The sequence below is a fragment of the Gordonia jinghuaiqii genome (genome assembly GCF_014041935.1).
Classification (GTDB): domain Bacteria; phylum Actinomycetota; class Actinomycetes; order Mycobacteriales; family Mycobacteriaceae; genus Gordonia; species Gordonia jinghuaiqii.
Genome location: NZ_CP059491.1, coordinates 872236 through 889278, shown reverse-complemented (window position 1 = coordinate 889278; position 17043 = coordinate 872236). Strand labels below are relative to the sequence as shown.

Below are 17043 nucleotides of genomic sequence, written 5' to 3'. Positions count from 1 at the left end.
CGTCGACGATCCCGTTCACCGGCACACGCGCGACGCCGGGCCGATCGAGGCGCGGCGGGCGACCCGCCACGGCGTCCTCGATTCAGTGGAGTCTCGGAAGGTGTTCCGCCGACGGTAATTCGAGAGTCGACTCGGGAAGTTCATCGTCGAGCACGGCTTGGTCGATCGTCCGGCGCAACTGGTCGCAACTGCGAGAGTGCGACCCGAAAATGTCGGAATCGGCGAGCGCAGCGATGAAAGGACATTCGCGAGAGTCGAAGGTCCATTCGACGGATGTGTGTGCCGCGCTGAACTTCTCGACGCGAACGACCCTGCCGCAGCCCCGGCAGTTCAAAGGTGTCATCGTCATGGCAGTCCCCGGGCAAGTTCCGCGGCTGGAGGCAGTCGGCCGGCTGCCGCGAGGGCAGCGATGTAACCGTAGACCAGCCCCTGGCCGATCGTCGCGCCCGCGCCGGGATAGGTGGAGCCGAAGGCGTTCGCCGCGGTGTTACCGACAGCATAGAGCCCCTCGATCACCGAACCGTCCTCACGCAGCACACGAGCGTGGTCATCGGCGCTCAAACCGCCGCAGGTTCCCAGGTCGCTGAGTACGACCCGGACCGCGTAGAGCGAATCTCGCTTCAATGTACGAAGATTCGGGTTCGGACTGATGGTCGGATCGCCGTAGTAGCGGTCGTACGCACTCGAACCGCGACCGAAGGCGTGGTCGACACCCACCTCGGCGGCGGCGTTGAACGAGTCGAAGGTGTCGACGAACCCGGACTCGTCGACCCCCATGCGCACCGCCAGCTCCCGCGGATCGCCGGCCGCGACCGCGATGCCCTCGTCGTACCACTGCTGTGGCAGCGGCTGCCGCGGGAAGAGTCCACCCGCCATGACATAGCTGTTCCGGTACTTCTGGTCGAAGACGAGCCACATCTCCCCGACCGGGTCCCCGGCGCGCTCGCGCTCGAGCACGCACTGACCGAAGCTCATGTAGTCCACGGCTTCGTTGATGAACCGGCGACCCGAGGCGTCGACGATGAACGAACCCGGCAGCGACCGTTCGGCCAGTAGGACCGACGGCGACTGCCCCGGGACGGCGGCGACGGCGGGAAACCACCACGCCTGGTCCATCGAGGCGGTCCCGGCGCCGAGCTCCTGACCGACCTTGATCGCGTCGCCGGTGTTGGTCGTGGCACCGAGACTGACCCCGTCGATCAGGCGCTCGGACTGGAACTTGTGGCGCATCTCCATGTCGTGATCGAATCCGCCTGCTGCCAGGACCACACCCCTGCGGGCATGCACGACGGTCTCGACGCCGTTGCGCCGCACCACCGCGCCTGTCACCTGCCCTCGGTCGGAGGTCAGCCGCACCATCGGCGAGTCGGTCCACACCGGGATACCGGCACGCACGACGCCGGCGAACAAGCCCGCGGCCAGGGCCTGTCCCCCGGCCACGTACTGCTTCTTCAGGGCCAGTCCGCCGACACCGATCGCGAGCGCTTTGGCCATCCGCCACATCGCCTTTCGCGGCACCCTCGTGAGCAGGTTGAGCCACTTGTAATCGGCTCCGGTGATCGGCACGGGCAGCGGCGCCTCCATGAGGCCCGGACGCAGCCGCGGGCGTTCCGGCCCGAGCTGTGCCACATCGAACGGCTTGCACTCACAGGTCCGGCCAACCGCGGAACCTCCCGGCAGTTCAGGGTGATAGTCCGAGTACCCTTCCGCCCACATGAACTTCATCGGCGTCGTGCGCGAGAGCATGGCGACCGCGGCCGATCCGTGGTCCAGGAAGGCGGCGCCGCGCTCCGGCGGCGCGGAGTCACCGACAACCGACTTCAGATATGTCGCGGCCACCCGAGTCGTGTCCTCGGGCTGCTCGCGCGCGAGAACCGGGTTCCCCGGAATCCAGAACGCACCACCGGACCGTGCCGTCGAACCACCCACGTATTCCGACTTCTCGACCACGAGTGTGGTGAGTCCGAGCTCGTGTGCGGTCAGTGCTGCAGCCATACCGGTTCCGGCACCGATGACCAGGAGGTCGACGGTGTGCGCCGGCGATGACCCGCTCATCGGGCCGTCTCCGCTGCTGCGCGCGCCACGAAGGTCATGTCCTCGGCAGCCGGTTCGCGCATCATCGTCCAGTAGTCGACCAGTCGCCAGGGACACGGCACGATGGGCCGTCCGCTGCTGTTCCGGTAGTAGCTGTTGACCGGTCCCCCGGTGTGCACCCAGACCGTCTCGTCGAGGGCCTTGTCGACCTCGGCGTTGTAGTCGTCGAGCACATCCTGTCGCACATCCATGGAGGCGTAGTCGTGCTCCAGCAGATACTGGAGGCATTCCACGACGTAGTGGACCTGTTCCTCGCTGGTGATGTTGTGTCCCGCGCCGTGATTGGGCGCCGAGTTCGGCCCCGAGGTCACGAAGAGGTTCGGGAAGCCGGACACCTGCACACCCTTGTACGCGCGCGGGTCCTCCCCGCCCTTCCACACGTCGGCCAGCTTCTCGCCGTTCCGGCCGACGATGTCGATCTTCGTCGTGAAGTCGAGCGTGAAACCGGTGGCCAAGATGATCACGTCGGCCGGGATGAACTCGCCGGTGGTGGTATGCACCCCCTCGGGGGTCACGCGCTCGAACGAGGCCCGGTGCAGCGAGACATGGTCGCGGGTCAGGGCGGCGTAGAAACCGGGGTCCTTGACGATGCGCTTGGCGTAGGGACGGAAGTCCGGTGTCAGCTTCTCGATCAGGTCGGGACGGTCCGGGAAGCTGTCCCGCAGGTACTTCTGGGCGTTCTGCAGGACCATGTCGTTCTCGGCGGACGCCGAGAAATGGCTCGCCGCCCACTCCGGGTCGACCCGCGGCAGCCGGTAGAGGTTGTCCGAGGCGAACCAGTAGGACCGCAGGCGGAACCACTGGTTGTAGAACGGGAGGTGTTCCAACGCCCACCGCTGGCCGGCCGGCACGTCCCGGACGACCGTGCGCTCCGGAACGATCCAGTGCGGGGTGCGGACGACCACGTCGAGGGCCGACACCTTGTCGACGATGCTCGCGACGACCTGCACCGATGTACAACCGGTGCCCAGCACGATGACGCGTTTACCGGCGACGTCGAGGTCGGCGTCCCACTCGGCGGTGTGGATGACACGTCCGCCGAAGGTGTCCAGGCCGGGCACGTCGGGGATGTTCGCCGAATTCAGCATCCCCAGTGCCGAGATGACGGCCTTCGCCCGATGATGCTCGACGCGGCCGCGGCGATCCCGGGTGGTGACCTCCCAGACCTGGTCCTCTTCGGACCACGTCATCGACTGGACCGAGGTCTCCAGCCGGATGTGCTCGCGCAGCTCGTACTTGTCGACCACGTCGAGCAGGTACCGCTGATACTCCGGCCCCGTCGGGTAGTACCGGGACCACTCGGGGTTCAGCTCGAACGAGTACGAGTAGTAGTGGCTCGGCGTGTCGACGGCCGCACCAGGATAGGTGTTGCGCGTCCAGGTGCCGCCGATCTCGTCGCGGGATTCGAAGACGGTATAGGAAAAGCCTGCCTGGCCGAGCTTGATCGCGGCGTTGATACCCGTGATCCCGGCACCGACGACGATGATCTCGAAGTCGTTCGGCGGCGTCACGGTCACCGGAACATACCGCTGGTCGGTGACGAAACCGGCTTGTTCACGAAGCAGCGGGATGAACTCCTCGTCGACCTCCTGGGAGGTGGCCACCCGGGCCATCCCGGCGAACACCTCGGGCGCCGGCACTTCCAGATGCGGCACGAGATCGGAGTCGGTGAGGATCTCGAGGGCCCGGGCCCGGATGTCGTCCGCCACCTCCTGTGGGTACTGACCTGCGGGCAACGAGTTCGGCGACGGTGTCCCGTAATGCGTTCCGGGACGGGAATATTCGATCCGAGACCCGAACTCCTCGAGGAGTGCGGTGTCACCGGTGAGGTGGATCAGCGACATGAGCAACGGCGCGGGGTCGCATTCGGCGAGCACGTCGCGCAGGACCTTCGGGTCGATCCGGACGCCGAGTTCTGTTCCGGGGGTGATGGTCTCGGTCATGGATTGCCTTCCGGGAACGGCACACCCATCCGGGTGAGCATGTCTCGTGGATCTGATGGCGGGAGGAGGTCGAGGAGCTGACGGCCACGACGACGCGCGGCGGCCGTGCACATCTCGTCGTCGGAGTGAATCCAGAACTCGCCCTTCGCGATCTGCTCGAGCATGTGCTCGGCAGCATCGAGGGGATCGAGACCCGTGGTCGCGTTGTCGCGTTGCATGGCGGCGAAGACCGCATTGGCGGTCGGGTTGTCGGTCGGCGCCTCCCGTTGGGCGGCGAGGAAGATCTGACTGCGGACCGAGTGCGGGATGATCGCGCTGACCTGGATCGGGGCACCGACGATCGACAGATCCTGGTGGAGACACTCGGTCATCGCGAGCACTGCGTGCTTGCTCACGATGTAGGGCGCCTGCACCGCGACCGCGTTGAGACCGCCGACCGAGGACATGTTGGCGATGCACGCGTGCGATCCCGCCGCGATCATCCGTGGCACGAACGATCGGAGGCAGTAGAACACCCCGTCGACGTTGATCTGCATGAGGCGTCGCCACCGGGCGTCGTCGATCTCCCAGAGCAGACCGGCTGATTCGATCCCCGCGTTGTTGATGAGCAGTTCGACGCTGCCGTATCGATCGAACACCGACTCGGCCAGTGCCTCGACCTCGTCGGGGCGACTGACGTCGACGCCGCGCCCTTCGGCATGTCCACCGCAGGCGGAGATGTCGGCGGCCACCGAGACCGCGCGATCGGCATCGATGTCGGCGACCACAACCGTCATCCCGAGAGATGCCAACCGGCGGGCAAGTCCCTCACCGATGCCCGCAGCCGCACCGGTGACCACCGCCGTACCCGTAGAGAACCTCTGTTGCGCAACAGCGCCCATCGTCGTGCTCACTCCTCGGGCGTCAGAGCCCGGTCGGGCGGATGTTGGGATTACTCCATGACGGCGGCTCCCGGCGCGGCAACTCGCCGCGGCCGTCCAGCGTGCGGACGGTGGTCTCGGTCGCCCACGGGTAGTGGAGACTGAATGCGATCAAGCCGGTTCGCTCCGCGGCCGGTTCGGTGCACATCTCCAGGACGGTCTGGGCGAGGTATTCGACGGGTTCGGTCTCGTAGCCCTCGGGCAGCAGCGCCGCCGCCCCGGGAGTCCTGATGGCGGTCGACGGACCGACGGCGTTGACCGCGATGTTGTCGTCGAGGAGTTCCGCTGCCAGACCCTGGGTGAACCGGTGCTGCGCCGCCTTGGTGGCGGCGTAGATGACGTCGCCGGAGGTCTTGTTGTACTCACGGAAGGGTCGGATCGGGCTCATCCCGGTCGAGGACCCGATGTTGACGATCCACCCCGCTCCGCTCTTGCGCATATGCGGTATCGCACTCTGCGACAGCAGGAACGGAACCTTCAGATAGTGCTCGACGGTGCGGTCGAAGGTCGCCTCGCTCATGTTCTCGATGCTGCTGTAGTCGGCGAATCCCGCGTTGTTCACCAGGATGTCGATGCCGCCGGCCGCCTCGACCACGGCGTCGACGAGGCCGTCGCGGTCGACCGGGTTCTCCAGGTCGGCCGGGATCGCGACAGCGGTACCGCCGTCCTCCTCGATCGCCTGGACAGTCTCGGTCAGTGTTCCCGACAGCACCTGGGTCTCCCCGTTGCGCACCGACGGTGACGGCTTCGCCGACCGTGCCGTGACGACCACCGTCGCACCCTCCGACGCCAGCCGGCGGGCGATCCCCCGACCGATGCCGCGACTGCTGCCGGTGACCAGGGCGACCTTGCCCGTCAACCGACGGCCCGCCACCTGTTCTGTCATGACCACCTCTGCGCATTCTCGTTGTTCGGCTTCACATCTCGCCCCATGCTCGGCCGTCGGCTGCGGCATCGGGCCGCACCGGCCCACTCAATGGGAGGTGGATTCACGGCTCCGGGGCCAGGACATCCCGCATCATCTGCCAGACCTTCTCCCGCGCAGGCGGTGTCAACGACAACTGCGGAAAGGTCAAGAACCCGTGGAACAGTCCGTCGAAGCGGTGCTCGATCACCGGAATCCCGGCCTCGCGCAGTCGATGTGCATAGTCCTCCCCCGCCGAACAGGGAGGATCGAGTTCGGCGGTGGCCACCACCGCCGCCGGCAGACCGGACAGCGAAGACGCACGGGTCGGGATGATCAGCGCGCTGTCACGCCCCTGCGGCGCGTACTGCTCCCAGTACCAGCGCATCGCCTTCGTGGTGTTGTAGTAACCGACTCCGTAACGACGGTACGACTCGGTGTCGAGGTCGTCGTCGATGACCGGGTAGAGCAGGACCTGGGCCGCGATCGCCGGTCCGCCGCGGTCGCGCGCGGCGATACTGGTGGTCGCGGCCAGGTTGCCGCCGGCGCTGTCGCCTGCGACGGCGATCCGAGCGGGGTCGCCCCCGTACCCGGCGATGTTCTCCGCCGTCCAGCAGACCGCCCGGTACATGTCCTCCATCGCCGCCGGCGCGGGATTCTCCGGCGCCAGGCGATAGTCGACCGACACCACGACGACGCCGACCTCGGCCGCCATCGTCCGGCAGAATTCGTCATGGCTGTCGAGATCGCAGAAGACGAAGCCACCGCCGTGCGCGAACACCACGACGGGCAGGGCGTTCTGCCGGAGCTGAGCATCGGACTCGTCGGAACGACTGTGCGGGACGAAGATCCGTAATCCGAGACGGCCACCGGGGCCGTCTATCGCGATGTCACGAGCGAGCGCCATGTCGGGTTGTCGCGACAGCGGCGCCCGCCTGGACACGATGATCTCGCGGAGTTCGGCGGCATCGTGCTGCGTCACGTCGGGGAAGCCGGCCTCGAGCGCGGACAGCATCGCCTCGACGTCGGGGTGCAGATCCTCTCTGCGTCCGCTCATGGTGTCATCGTCTTCCCGTCTCACGAGATCACGAATCCCTTGTAGCCGGCCTCGGCCACCTCCGCGCAGATCTTCCCGTAGTTGCCGAATCCGCCGATGTAAGGCATGAACACACGCGGCTTTCCCTCGATGTTCGCGCCCATGTACCACGAGTTCGCGGTGGGGAAGAGTGTTCCGGCAGCCTTGGCGTTGCATTCGGCGACCCAGGCGTCGACGGCTTCCTTCTCCGCCTCGATCGCCGCCGCGTTGTGCGCGTCGACATGGGCGATACACGCTGCTATCCAGTCGATGTGCTGCTCGGCGCCGAGCACCATGTTGGCGAGCACGCTCGGGCTTCCGGCTCCGGTCACGAAGAACATGTTCGGAAACCCGTTGACGGCGAGCCCGATGTAGGTGCGCGGGCCGGCCGACCACTCCTCGGCCATCGTCCGTCCACCCCGACCACGGATGTCGATACGGGACAAGGAACCGGTCATCGCGTCGAATCCGGTGGCGAAGACCAGCATGTCGAGCGGGTACTCCTGCTCGGTGGTTCGCACACCGCGCGGCGTGATCTCCTCGATCGGGGTGGCGCGCAGGTTCACCAAGGTCACGTTGTCGCGGTTGAACGTCTCGAAGTAGCCACTGTCGGTGACGATCCGCTTGGTTCCGATCGGGTGATCGGTCGGGATGAGAATGTCGGCGACCGCCGGGTCCTTCACGATCTCCCGGATCTTCGCCTCGACATACTCACGTGCGGTGTCGTTGGCCTCGAGGCTGGTCGTCTGGTCGGGGAACGCCTTGGCGAACAGATAACCGCCGCGGTGCCACCACTCGTCGTACACGCGCTTGCGCTCGGCTTCGTCCACCTCCAGAGCGCTCTTCGGGTACGGGGAGTTCGGGGTACCGCCACCGCTCTCCCGCGAGAGACGCCTGCGCTCGGCGTAATTCGCCTTCACCTCGGCGATCGATTCGTCGGTGAGTGGCCGGTTGCCGGCCGGGATCGAGTAGTTCGGGCTGCGCTGGAATACCACGACCTGTTGCGCGGTCTCCGCGATCACCGGGATCGACTGGATACCCGACGATCCGGTGCCGATGACGCCGACGCGCTTACCTGCGAAATCGACTTCGTCGTGCGGCCATTCACCGGTGTGGTAGTTCTCCCCCTCGAAGAGGTCGAGGCCCGGGATGTCGGGGCGGTTGGTTGCCGACAGGACACCGGTTGCCATCACGACGAAGCGGGTCGTCGTGGTGACCCCGGTGTCGGTGGAGATCGTCCACCGTGCGGTGTTCTCGTCGTAGACGGTGGAGGTGACCCGGGTCAGGAAGTCATAGTGCTTGCGCAGGTCGAACCGGTCGGCGACGTGTTCGAGGTAGGCCAGGATCTCGGCCTGCGTGGCGAAGCGTTCCGACCAGGTCCACTCCTGCTGCAGGTCGTCGTCGAACGAGTACGAATAATCGATGCTCTCGACGTCGCAGCGGGCGCCCGGGTAGCGGTTGTGATACCAGGTCCCGCCCACGCCCTCGGCGGAATCGAACCCGTGGACGCTCAGCCCCTGTGCGCGGAGTCTGTACACCGCGTAGAGACCGGACAGCCCCGCGCCGATCACCACGGTGTCGTAGTCGGAGTCTTTGGTCGTCACGATGCCACTTCCTCGTCCTCGGCTGCCTTGCGGGCGGCCTCTTTCGCCTCACGGGCCCACATCCACTCGTGACCCCAGTAGCTGTCGGCGGTGATTTCCTCTGCGGTGTAATAACTTTCGTCGACAAGCTGCCCGCCGGTGCCGTACTCGATGTCCCAGCCGCCCGGCACGCGGACGTAGAACGACACCATCTTGTCGTTGGTATGGCGGCCGAGTGTCGAGGACACCGGGAAGTCGCGCGCCATCACCTGGTCGTAGGCGCGCCCGACCGCGTCGAGCTCGTCGACCTCCACCATCACGTGGATCAGTCCGGGGTCGCGACCTTCGAGACTCGGCATGATCGCCAGGCTGTGATGCCGCGGGTTGACACCGAGGAACCGGATTCGCAGCGGGCCGACACCGGGGGGCGACGGCATGCGGAAGGCACCTCGCGGAAGGAAACCCAGTGTCTCGGTGTAGAACCGGTAGGACTCGTCGAAGTTCGTGGTCGGCATGACCACGTGTCCGAGACCCTGCTGACCGGTGACGAACTTCTGGCCGTACTTCGTGTTCACCGGACTGTGATCGAGAGCGGGCCCGTAGAAGATCTCCAGCGGTGTGCCGCCCGGATCCTTCAGCGAGATACCGCCTTCGATCCTGCGCGCATCGCAGAGGTCCTGCGGCATCTCCGTGTGTTCGATGCCCTCGGCGTCGAACATGGACGTCAACCGCCGCAGGGCGAGGTGGTCACGGACCTCCCAGCCCACCGCGCTGACGCGATCGACGTCCGCACGCTCGACGGTGATCCGCGACGGCCGTTCGTCCATCCGGAAATGCAACGCGTCTTCTTCGGGGCCCGAACCGGGGGCGAAGCCGAGTACGTCGTAGCCCAGTTCACGCCAGCGGTCCATGTCGGTGGCCAGAACCCGTACGTAGCCGAGCCCCTTGATCTCTGTCATGTCGTTGTGCTCCCTGTGATTCGCCGGCTCAGATCATCACTCGCAGTGGACCCGCCGGGACGTCGGCGCCGAGCGAGGCCAACGCGGCCGCGTGGTAGGGCGTGCTGGTGACGTGGATCGCGTGGTGCAGGCCCGCGTGCGCGTCGCGCCAGAACCGCTGGAGCGGGTTGTCCATGCGCAGTGCGTTTCCGCCGGAACGGTCGAACACCTCGTCGGCCGCGCGGACTGCACGCCAGGCCGAGCGGATCTGGTTGCGCCGCGCGGTTGCCCGCGTCTCGAAGTCGACGTCCTCGCCGGCGTCGACGAGATCCCAGATGCGGTCCACGTTACTGAGCAGTTGCTGCCGCGCCGCGTCGATCTCCGATGCCGCTTCCCCCAATGCGTGGAGGACATACGGGTCGTCCTTGATCCTGGTGCCGGCGGCCCCGACCCGTTCCCGCTGGTAGTCGACACCCGCGGCGAGTACACCCTCGCAGATGCCGATCGTCGCCGAGGTGATGCCGAGCGGGAACATGGTCGACCACGGCATCCGGTAGAGCGTCTCGGTGACGCCGTACTCCTTCGCCGCCACACCGTCGATGACGTCCTGCGACCTCATCACGCGGTACTCCGGGATGAACGCGTCGGTCACCACGATGTCCTTGCTGCCGGTGCCGCGCAGACCGACCACGTCCCAGGAGTCCTCGATGATCTCGTAGTCCGACCGCGGCAGGATCACGTGCAGTCCGGTCGGGGGCATCATGGGCTTGCCGTCGTCGCCACCCACCATGGCGCCCAGGAAGATCCAGTCACAGTGATCGGTACCCGACGAGAACTGCCACCGACCCGACATGCGGTATCCGCCCTCGACCGGGATCGCGACGCCGCCGGGCATGTACGGCGACGCCTGCCAGGTGTCGGAGTCACTGCCGAGAACCTCGTCCTGGACCTTGGGGTCGGCAAAGGCCAGCTGCCAGGGGTGCACACCGACGATGCCGCCGACCCAGCCGGCCGAACCGTAGATGCTCGCCGTCTTCATGACGGTCTCGGCGAATTCCCTCGGGTGGGCTTCATACCCGTCGTACTTCTTACGCTGCAGGAGTCGGATGATCCCGGACCGCTTGAGACCTTTGGCAACATCATCGGACAGCCTCCCGAGGCTCTCCGATTCTTCGGCGCCGGAACGTAATTCATCTGCGGTCTCGACGATCTTGTCGAGGACTTCGTAGCTCATGGGGTTCTCCTGGGGTGGTGTCGGGTCGACCGCGCGCCGGCGGTCAGGAAGCCGAGTCGGCGGACGCGGGCGAGGCCGACGTCAGATTCGGCGCGAAGGCGCTGCGCCCGGCGGCGAGGTTGTCGTCGACCTCCGCCTGCCACGACTGCAGCGCGCGTTCGGTGTCGATCTCGTACTCGAAGCGGTTCACCATCTCCGGGGTCACGTCGTCGACGTCGACGTAGAACTGCTCATACCAGCGGCGGAGCTGGTAGACCGGTCCGTCCTCCTCGCAGAGCAGCGGGTTGTCGATCCGTGACTTGTTCTTCCAGATGTGCACGTCCTGCTCGAAGCCGATCGCGACGCCCTTGGCCACTGCCTGGGCGATCTGCTCGGCCTGCTCGTCGGCGAGTCCGGCAGGCTTCTCGACCATGACGCCGTATTGGAGTCGGAACGATGTCGCCGAGATCGGGTAATGGCAGTTGATGAGGTAGATGTTCGGGCCACCCTCGTGGTCGCGGCCGCCGCTCCACAGTTTGTCGATCATGTAGGAGGGGCCGTAATAGGTCGCGTCCGACTGACTTTCGAGGCTGTAGTTGGTGGTCTGGCTGACTCCCACCGCATCCGGCCGGGGCCGCGTTCGCATCGACTGCGTCGCCGTGTGGCCCTCGAACACGTTCCGGAAGTAGGTCGGCATTCCGTAGTGGACATAAAAGAAGTGGGCCATGTCCACGACGTTGTCGACGATCTCGCGGCAGTGTGAACCGGTGACCTCGATCGAGTTCCACACCCAGTCCGTCCAACCCGGGTCGCCGTATGTCGGGATCTCGGGAATGGCGAGTTCGGCTGTCGGCTTCTTGTTCTCCGGGTCGTGCCAGACGAACAACTGTCCGCTGACCACCGACGCGTGCCACGACCGCGTCCGAGCGATCGGGGGGACGCGCTTGGCGTACGGGATTCCGGCGCATTTGCCGTCACCCCGCCAGCGCCAGTCGTGGAACGGGCAGGCGATGGCATTCCCCTTGACCTCTCCCAGCGCGAGATTGCCACCCATGTGCCGGCAGAAGGCGTCGAGAACGTTGATCTTGCCGTCCTCGCCCGCGAACACCACGAGTTCGGTACCGAACGCGGACACCTGATGCGGCCGGCCGTCTGCGAAGTCGCGCGCCAGTCCGAGACAATGCCAGCCGCGGGCGAATCGTTCCGGCGGCGTCCCGGCGTCGATGACCCTGACTTCGTCTTTGATGTCGGTTGTGGAACTCATCAGGCCTCCTGATCGGATCGGATTCCGGCGACCTCGGTCGCCGTCCCGCAGTGTGATCAGCTTGGCAACGCCCGGGTTATCTGTGATGTCCGTCTCCCACCGAATGGGAGGCCGAACGGAACCCGCCGTCGGTCGCCTGCCCTTCTGACCCAGTACGACAGCCGGCCCCGACGTGCGGTTGTTCCGCTGGGCGGGAGCACGAGGCGACAGGAGTTCGCGTCCTCTGCGACGGTCGATGTTCGCGCGTTTGCGATCTGGCTGATCGCGTACGCGTATCGTGACCGGTGTCACATCGAGGAGGGCACGACAGTTGAGGACGACACATACAGGTGACACCCCCATCTCCGTCGTGGATCGGGTGTCGACTGTGCTCGAGGCGTTCAACGGTTCGGGTCCGATGACCCTGGCCCAGGTGACCGCCCGCACGAAGTTGCCCAGGTCGTCGGTCCATCGACTACTCGAGCAACTCGCCGGTGCGGGCTGGCTCGCGCGGTCACCCGAACAGACCTACGAGCTCGGTGTGAAGGCGTACGAACTGGGTCAGGCCGCTCTCAACCAGAACCGTCTGCTCAAGGGCGCCCGACCCGTGATGCACGCTTTCGCGCAGCGCACCGGCTACACGGTGCAGCTCGGCGTCGTCGATCAGGGGGACTGCGTCTACCTCGCGAAGGTGAACGGGCGTCGGTCGGGGCCCACCCCCACCGCGGTGGGGCAACGTCTTCCCGCGCACGTCACGGCCCTCGGCAAGGCCATGCTGGCCAACCAGGATGCGCCGCCCGACCGCGACTCACCGCGCGGACTCCACTTGGAGGACAACGGTTCGCTCGTCCGGCGGACGGCACTGAGCATCACCGACATCGGTCAGCTCAGCACCGAGCTCGGGCACATCCGCGATCGCGGCGGGGCGTTCGACCGGGGCGAGGCCTTCGCCGGCATCGGATGCGTCGGCGTCTCGATCGGGCCGGCGGACCACGTCTACGGCAACCTGGCCGGTCTCTCCATCTGTGGTCCGGTCGGCGCGCTCGATCATCGCAAGCTACTCGGTCCGGTCCGGATCGCCGCACGCGAGATCTGGGATCACTGCGTCGCCGCAGATCTCGCCGAGCACTGACGCGATCGGCGTTGCGTCGCCGACGACCCACCGAGTGGGAAACGGGGGCGTCGGCGCCTCCTCGCGCAGGCACCATCGAGGCGCACAGACCCTGTGCGGCCCCGACCCGGGGCCATCGACGAGGAGGACAGATGCAACGATTCGACGGCCGACGGGTCCTGGTCACCGGCGCGGCCTCGGGAATAGGGAAGGCGACGGTGCTCCGCCTGTTGTCGGAGGGCGCGACCGTTGTCGGCGCCGACGTGTCGGCCGACGGACTGGCCGCGACCGCGCAGGTCGCCGCCGATGTCGCCGGACCGGACCGGCTCGTCACGCATGTCATCGACATCGGGGACGAGGCCGCCGTGCGCGATGGTGTCGCGTTCGCCACCGATCATCTCGGCGGGCTCGACGTGCTGGTGAATGCCGCCGGAATCCTGCGCAGCGGGCACACCGAGCAGGTCACGCTGCAGGAATGGGATCAGATCATCCGCGTCAACCTGACCGGTACGTTCCTCATGATCCGCGAGTCCCTGCCCGCGCTGATCGAATCGGGACGCGGGGTGATCGTCAACTTCAGCTCCACCTCTGCGAGCTTCGCCCACCCGTACATGGCCGCGTACGCGGCGAGCAAGGGCGGGGTGCAGTCGATGACCCACACCATCGCGTTGGAGTTCGCCGAGTATGGCCTCCGGGCCGTGTCGGTGGCGCCCGGAAGCATCTCGTCCGGAATGACTGCCGCACCCGGTCTGCCCGAGGACTCCGATGTGAGTCTGTTCGCGAAGATGCAGCCGGTCGTACGGGTGGAGCCGTCGGAATCCGACGACGTCAGAATCCCGGGGATGGCGGGCCCGGACAGGGTCGCCGGAGTGGTCGCCATGCTGGCATCCGACGACGGGGCCTTCATCAGTGGCACCGAAGTCCGCGTGGACGGCGGCAGTCACATGTGACTCGAACCCACCCGCGAACATGAAGCCGGGCCGTGGTGCGCATCGCGCAGCACCACGGCCCGGAGTTTGGGGGGCGGAGTTCTAGGCCCGGAACTCCGAGCCCGCAGGCCTTTCGGGGTCAGGCCGGCTCGACAACCGCTCTGGCGCCGTCGAGCTGCGAGGCCATGTCTGCCACGGCTCGGTAGGCCATGACCATCCCGGAGCCGAGCGGCGTTCCCGGACCCGGATAGACCTCGCCTGAGATCGAGGCCGTCGAGTTGCCCGCCGCGTACAACCCGGCCACCACGCCGTTCCCGTCGGACCGCAGGACCGCACCATCACCGGTGATCACCGCTCCGCCCTTGGTGCCGAGGTCGCCGAGGACCATCCGGACCGCGTGGAAACGCGAGCCGTCGAGCGCCACCAGACATTGCGCTGCCGTCTGCGCACCGAGGAAGAAGCGCCCGTAGGGATCCTCGCCACGACGGAAGTCGTCATCGATCCCGTTGGCGGCGAACCGATTGAAGCGATCCACGGTCTCGACGAGCGTCTCCGCATCCACGCCGATTGCTGCCGCGAGATCTCCGATCGACGACGCGCTGTGCCACAGCCCGGCCTCGGTCATCGCGTCCCGATCCGGCAACGGCGCACAGATCGCCGGCAGGTCGTCGCCGAACCGGTCGTCGAAGATGTACCAGAACCCGTCACCCTTGCCGGCCCTCATCCGTTCGCGCAGGGCCCGACCCATCTGGTCGTACGGCAACAGCTCGTTGGCGAATCGGCTCCCGGTCTCGTCGACGACGATCCCCGCGCGCAGCCCAAGCGTGAAAACGGCGTGTCCGTTCGGGAAGAGGGTGGCCGGGCACCACCACGCCTGGTCGAGCAGATCGAGTTTCGCTCCGACATCCCGCAACATCGCGATGGCGTCCCCCGAACCGGTGGACGGATGTGACGAGGTCCAGTCGGCGGACGGCATCTGCTGAAGGTCCTGCCGAAGTCCGGTGTTGCGTTCGAAGCCGCCGGCCGCGAGTAGGACGCCGCCCCGCGCATGCAGTCGCCGTTCGCCCTCGGCGGTGCGGACCACCACGCCGGTGACGCGTCCGGAGCCATCGGAGACGAGCGATTCGGCGGCGCTCTCCAAGTGCAGTTCGGCGCGCCCGGACGCGTCGAGAGACAGCAGCATCCGTGCGATCCACGCCTGTCCGCCGTCCAGCACCCTACGGTCCATCTCGATCCCGAACTGGTCGGCGGGGACCATCGGACGGATGTCGTCGATCCGGGGGCCCACCTCTCCGGCCGTGATCGGCTTGGCAAAGATGCTGCGGCCGTGGTCCTTACGACCCGGGGCCGCGAAGTAGTCCGGGAATGGCCGGTGCTCGAGGGGGATGCCGACCTCGTTCTCCAAGAACTCGGCGACCACCGGTCCGGTCTCCAAGAATGCGCGCTGCACAGTCGGATCGGTCCGGTCGCCGACGGTCTCGCGGAAGTAGGTCAGACCCGCCTCCACCGAGTCGTCGACCCCGTCACGCTCGAGGACGTGGTTACCCGGTAACCACACACTGCCCCCCGAGTAGGCCGAGGTCCCCCCGAACCGATCCGTCTTCTCCACCACACACACGGTCAGCCCACGGGCGACCGCGGCGAGTGCTCCGGCGAGCGCGGCCCCGCCCGACCCGACGACGACCACGTCGAAACTGCTGTTCCATGTCATTCCCTGCGCACCCCGTGCTCTGGTCATCTCTGATGCACTCCTTGTTCGTGCCCGGCGATACATCCCGGGGCGTCGAGGCGTCCGACGAACTCCAACTCGTATCCGTCGGGGTCGGTGATCACACCGATCGTCATCCCGTACTCGGGATGGTCGGTCGCCGCGGTGATCTCGGTGCCGCCGAGCGCACAGGCACGACTCATCACCGCCGCCGGGTCATCGGTGTTGAGCACGAACTTACGCAGCATGGACCCGTGATCCGCGGCCGCGGAGGCTGTTTCGGCTGGGAGGATGAGTTCGAGGCCGGCTGAACCCGCGCGCACGATGGCCGCGGTGAAGCTCGGCGTGGTGAACTCGCGCTCCATCACGAAACCGCATCCGCTGGTGTAGAAGGCGACCGACCGGGCCAGATCGCTGACTCTGATCGCGGTGAGCGAGAGGGTGATCGCGACGCTCATCGCGTCTGGGATCCGCCGTTGAAGTCGAGGGTCTGCCCGGTGATACCGCCGGCCTCCTCGGAGGCGAGGTAGGCACAGAAAGCCCCGACCTCGGTCGGATCACCGAGTCGGCCGATCGGGATCGTCGTCAGGATGGCCTCGATCATGTCCGCGGGCATCTTGTCCTCGAGGTTCTTCTGATGACCGAGGGCGACGATGTTGGCGGTGACACCGTACCGGCCGGTCTCGGCCGCCAGGTGACGAATGAAACCCTCGATACCGCTCTTGCCGGTGGCGTACATGGTCTGGTTGATGTTCTGACCGGTGCGCGCCGACCCGGACGAGATCTGCACGATCCGCCCCCAACCCGCGTCACACATCCCGTCCAGGACGACCTTGATGCAGTTCATCGCCCCGAAGATGTTCAGGTCGATGGGGGCCCGCCAGTCCTCCGGCGACAGTTCGCGGAACGGCTTGATGATCCGGCCTTCGGCGACTCCGGCATTGTTCACCACGATGTCGACCGGCCCACCGAGTTCGGCCTCGGCGGCTCGGATGCCGTCCCGGGTCGCGTCGAAGTCGGTCACGTCGAACGCCGCGGCAACCGCGCGGTTGCCCTCCTCGGCGATCGCAGCCGCGACCTTCTCCGCGCGATCACTGTGCAGATCGTTGACGATCACGGAGGCGCCCTGCTTTCCAAGGACTTTCGCGATCCCTTCGCCGACGCTCTGCCCCGCACCGCTCACGAACGCGATACGTCCCGTCAAATCGAACATGTCGTACTCCTCCTTGCCGGCCGCAACGATGCGACCGAATCGAACAGCGACGTCTTCACGCTCACGTGCCGAACGCGCGGGAATCTCGACTGCGGACATTAGTGACGAAGGCAACACTCGCCGTCCGGCTTCCCACTCAGCGGACGCCCACCTGACCTCGTTCGAGAGA

Annotated in this window: 14 protein-coding genes; 2 read left to right on the top strand and 12 right to left on the bottom strand. The window is 66.6% G+C overall.

Annotation, left to right across the window (positions count from 1 at the left end):
• Positions 1 to 345: 345 nt before the first annotated feature.
• The 9 genes from H1R19_RS03935 to H1R19_RS03895 all read right to left on the bottom strand — a co-directional run bounded on the left by H1R19_RS03935 (position 346) and on the right by H1R19_RS03895 (position 11934).
• Positions 346 to 2055: a 3-ketosteroid-delta-1-dehydrogenase gene (locus tag H1R19_RS03935; protein ID WP_219850619.1), complete on the bottom strand. Its 1710-nt coding sequence runs from the start codon at positions 2053 to 2055 to the stop codon at positions 346 to 348.
• Entirely contained in the window at positions 2052 to 4037 is a 1986-nt protein-coding gene (locus H1R19_RS03930; protein ID WP_219850618.1) for a flavin-containing monooxygenase, read from the bottom strand. Before H1R19_RS03930 ends, H1R19_RS03935 begins: the two co-directional genes overlap by 4 nt.
• On the bottom strand, positions 4034 to 4918 hold the full coding sequence (locus tag H1R19_RS03925) for an SDR family NAD(P)-dependent oxidoreductase (RefSeq protein WP_188329518.1): 885 nt from the start codon (positions 4916 to 4918) through the stop codon (positions 4034 to 4036). Before H1R19_RS03925 ends, H1R19_RS03930 begins: the two co-directional genes overlap by 4 nt.
• Before the next feature lie 22 nt (positions 4919 to 4940).
• Positions 4941 to 5843, bottom strand: a complete 903-nt coding sequence (locus tag H1R19_RS03920) for an SDR family NAD(P)-dependent oxidoreductase (RefSeq protein ID WP_188329517.1) — start codon at positions 5841 to 5843, stop codon at positions 4941 to 4943.
• A 103-nt stretch (positions 5844 to 5946) separates the two neighbouring features.
• Positions 5947 to 6918 carry an alpha/beta hydrolase gene (locus H1R19_RS03915; RefSeq protein WP_188329516.1) on the bottom strand — a complete coding sequence of 324 codons (972 nt, stop codon included), beginning with the start codon at positions 6916 to 6918 and terminating at the stop codon, positions 5947 to 5949.
• Positions 6919 to 6938: 20 nt separating this feature from the next.
• Positions 6939 to 8540, bottom strand: coding sequence for a flavin-containing monooxygenase (locus H1R19_RS03910; protein WP_219850617.1), 1602 nt, complete (start codon positions 8538 to 8540; stop codon positions 6939 to 6941).
• Complete coding sequence (locus tag H1R19_RS03905; RefSeq protein ID WP_188329514.1) at positions 8537 to 9478, bottom strand: VOC family protein; 942 nt, start codon at positions 9476 to 9478, stop codon at positions 8537 to 8539. Before H1R19_RS03905 ends, H1R19_RS03910 begins: the two co-directional genes overlap by 4 nt.
• Before the next feature lie 28 nt (positions 9479 to 9506).
• Positions 9507 to 10691, bottom strand: coding sequence for an acyl-CoA dehydrogenase family protein (locus H1R19_RS03900; protein ID WP_188329513.1), 1185 nt, complete (start codon positions 10689 to 10691; stop codon positions 9507 to 9509).
• Between the two features lie 43 nt (positions 10692 to 10734).
• Positions 10735 to 11934: a 3-ketosteroid-9-alpha-monooxygenase, oxygenase component gene (locus H1R19_RS03895; protein WP_188329512.1), complete on the bottom strand. Its 1200-nt coding sequence runs from the start codon at positions 11932 to 11934 to the stop codon at positions 10735 to 10737.
• 310 nt (positions 11935 to 12244) lie between these two features.
• Here H1R19_RS03895 and H1R19_RS03890 point away from each other — a divergent pair, with 310 nt between their 5' ends.
• Both H1R19_RS03890 and H1R19_RS03885 read left to right on the top strand, forming a co-directional pair.
• On the top strand, positions 12245 to 13045 hold the full coding sequence (locus H1R19_RS03890; RefSeq protein WP_219850616.1) for an IclR family transcriptional regulator: 801 nt from the start codon (positions 12245 to 12247) through the stop codon (positions 13043 to 13045).
• Between the two features lie 131 nt (positions 13046 to 13176).
• Positions 13177 to 13974: an SDR family NAD(P)-dependent oxidoreductase gene (locus tag H1R19_RS03885; protein WP_188329510.1), complete on the top strand. Its 798-nt coding sequence runs from the start codon at positions 13177 to 13179 to the stop codon at positions 13972 to 13974.
• Between the two features lie 118 nt (positions 13975 to 14092).
• On the opposite strand, the gene H1R19_RS03880 is transcribed toward H1R19_RS03885, so the two are convergent.
• The 3 genes from H1R19_RS03880 to H1R19_RS03870 are packed head-to-tail and all read right to left on the bottom strand — an operon-like array spanning position 14093 to position 16991.
• On the bottom strand, positions 14093 to 15691 hold the full coding sequence (locus tag H1R19_RS03880; RefSeq protein ID WP_223205140.1) for an FAD-dependent oxidoreductase: 1599 nt from the start codon (positions 15689 to 15691) through the stop codon (positions 14093 to 14095).
• Positions 15688 to 16119, bottom strand: coding sequence for a VOC family protein (locus H1R19_RS03875; RefSeq protein ID WP_219850615.1), 432 nt, complete (start codon positions 16117 to 16119; stop codon positions 15688 to 15690). Before H1R19_RS03875 ends, H1R19_RS03880 begins: the two co-directional genes overlap by 4 nt.
• Positions 16116 to 16991 (bottom strand): SDR family NAD(P)-dependent oxidoreductase, encoded by an 876-nt coding sequence (locus tag H1R19_RS03870; RefSeq protein ID WP_244970863.1) that lies wholly within the window; start codon positions 16989 to 16991, stop codon positions 16116 to 16118. The genes H1R19_RS03875 and H1R19_RS03870 overlap by 4 nt, the downstream gene beginning before the upstream one ends.
• Positions 16992 to 17043 lie beyond the last annotated feature (52 nt).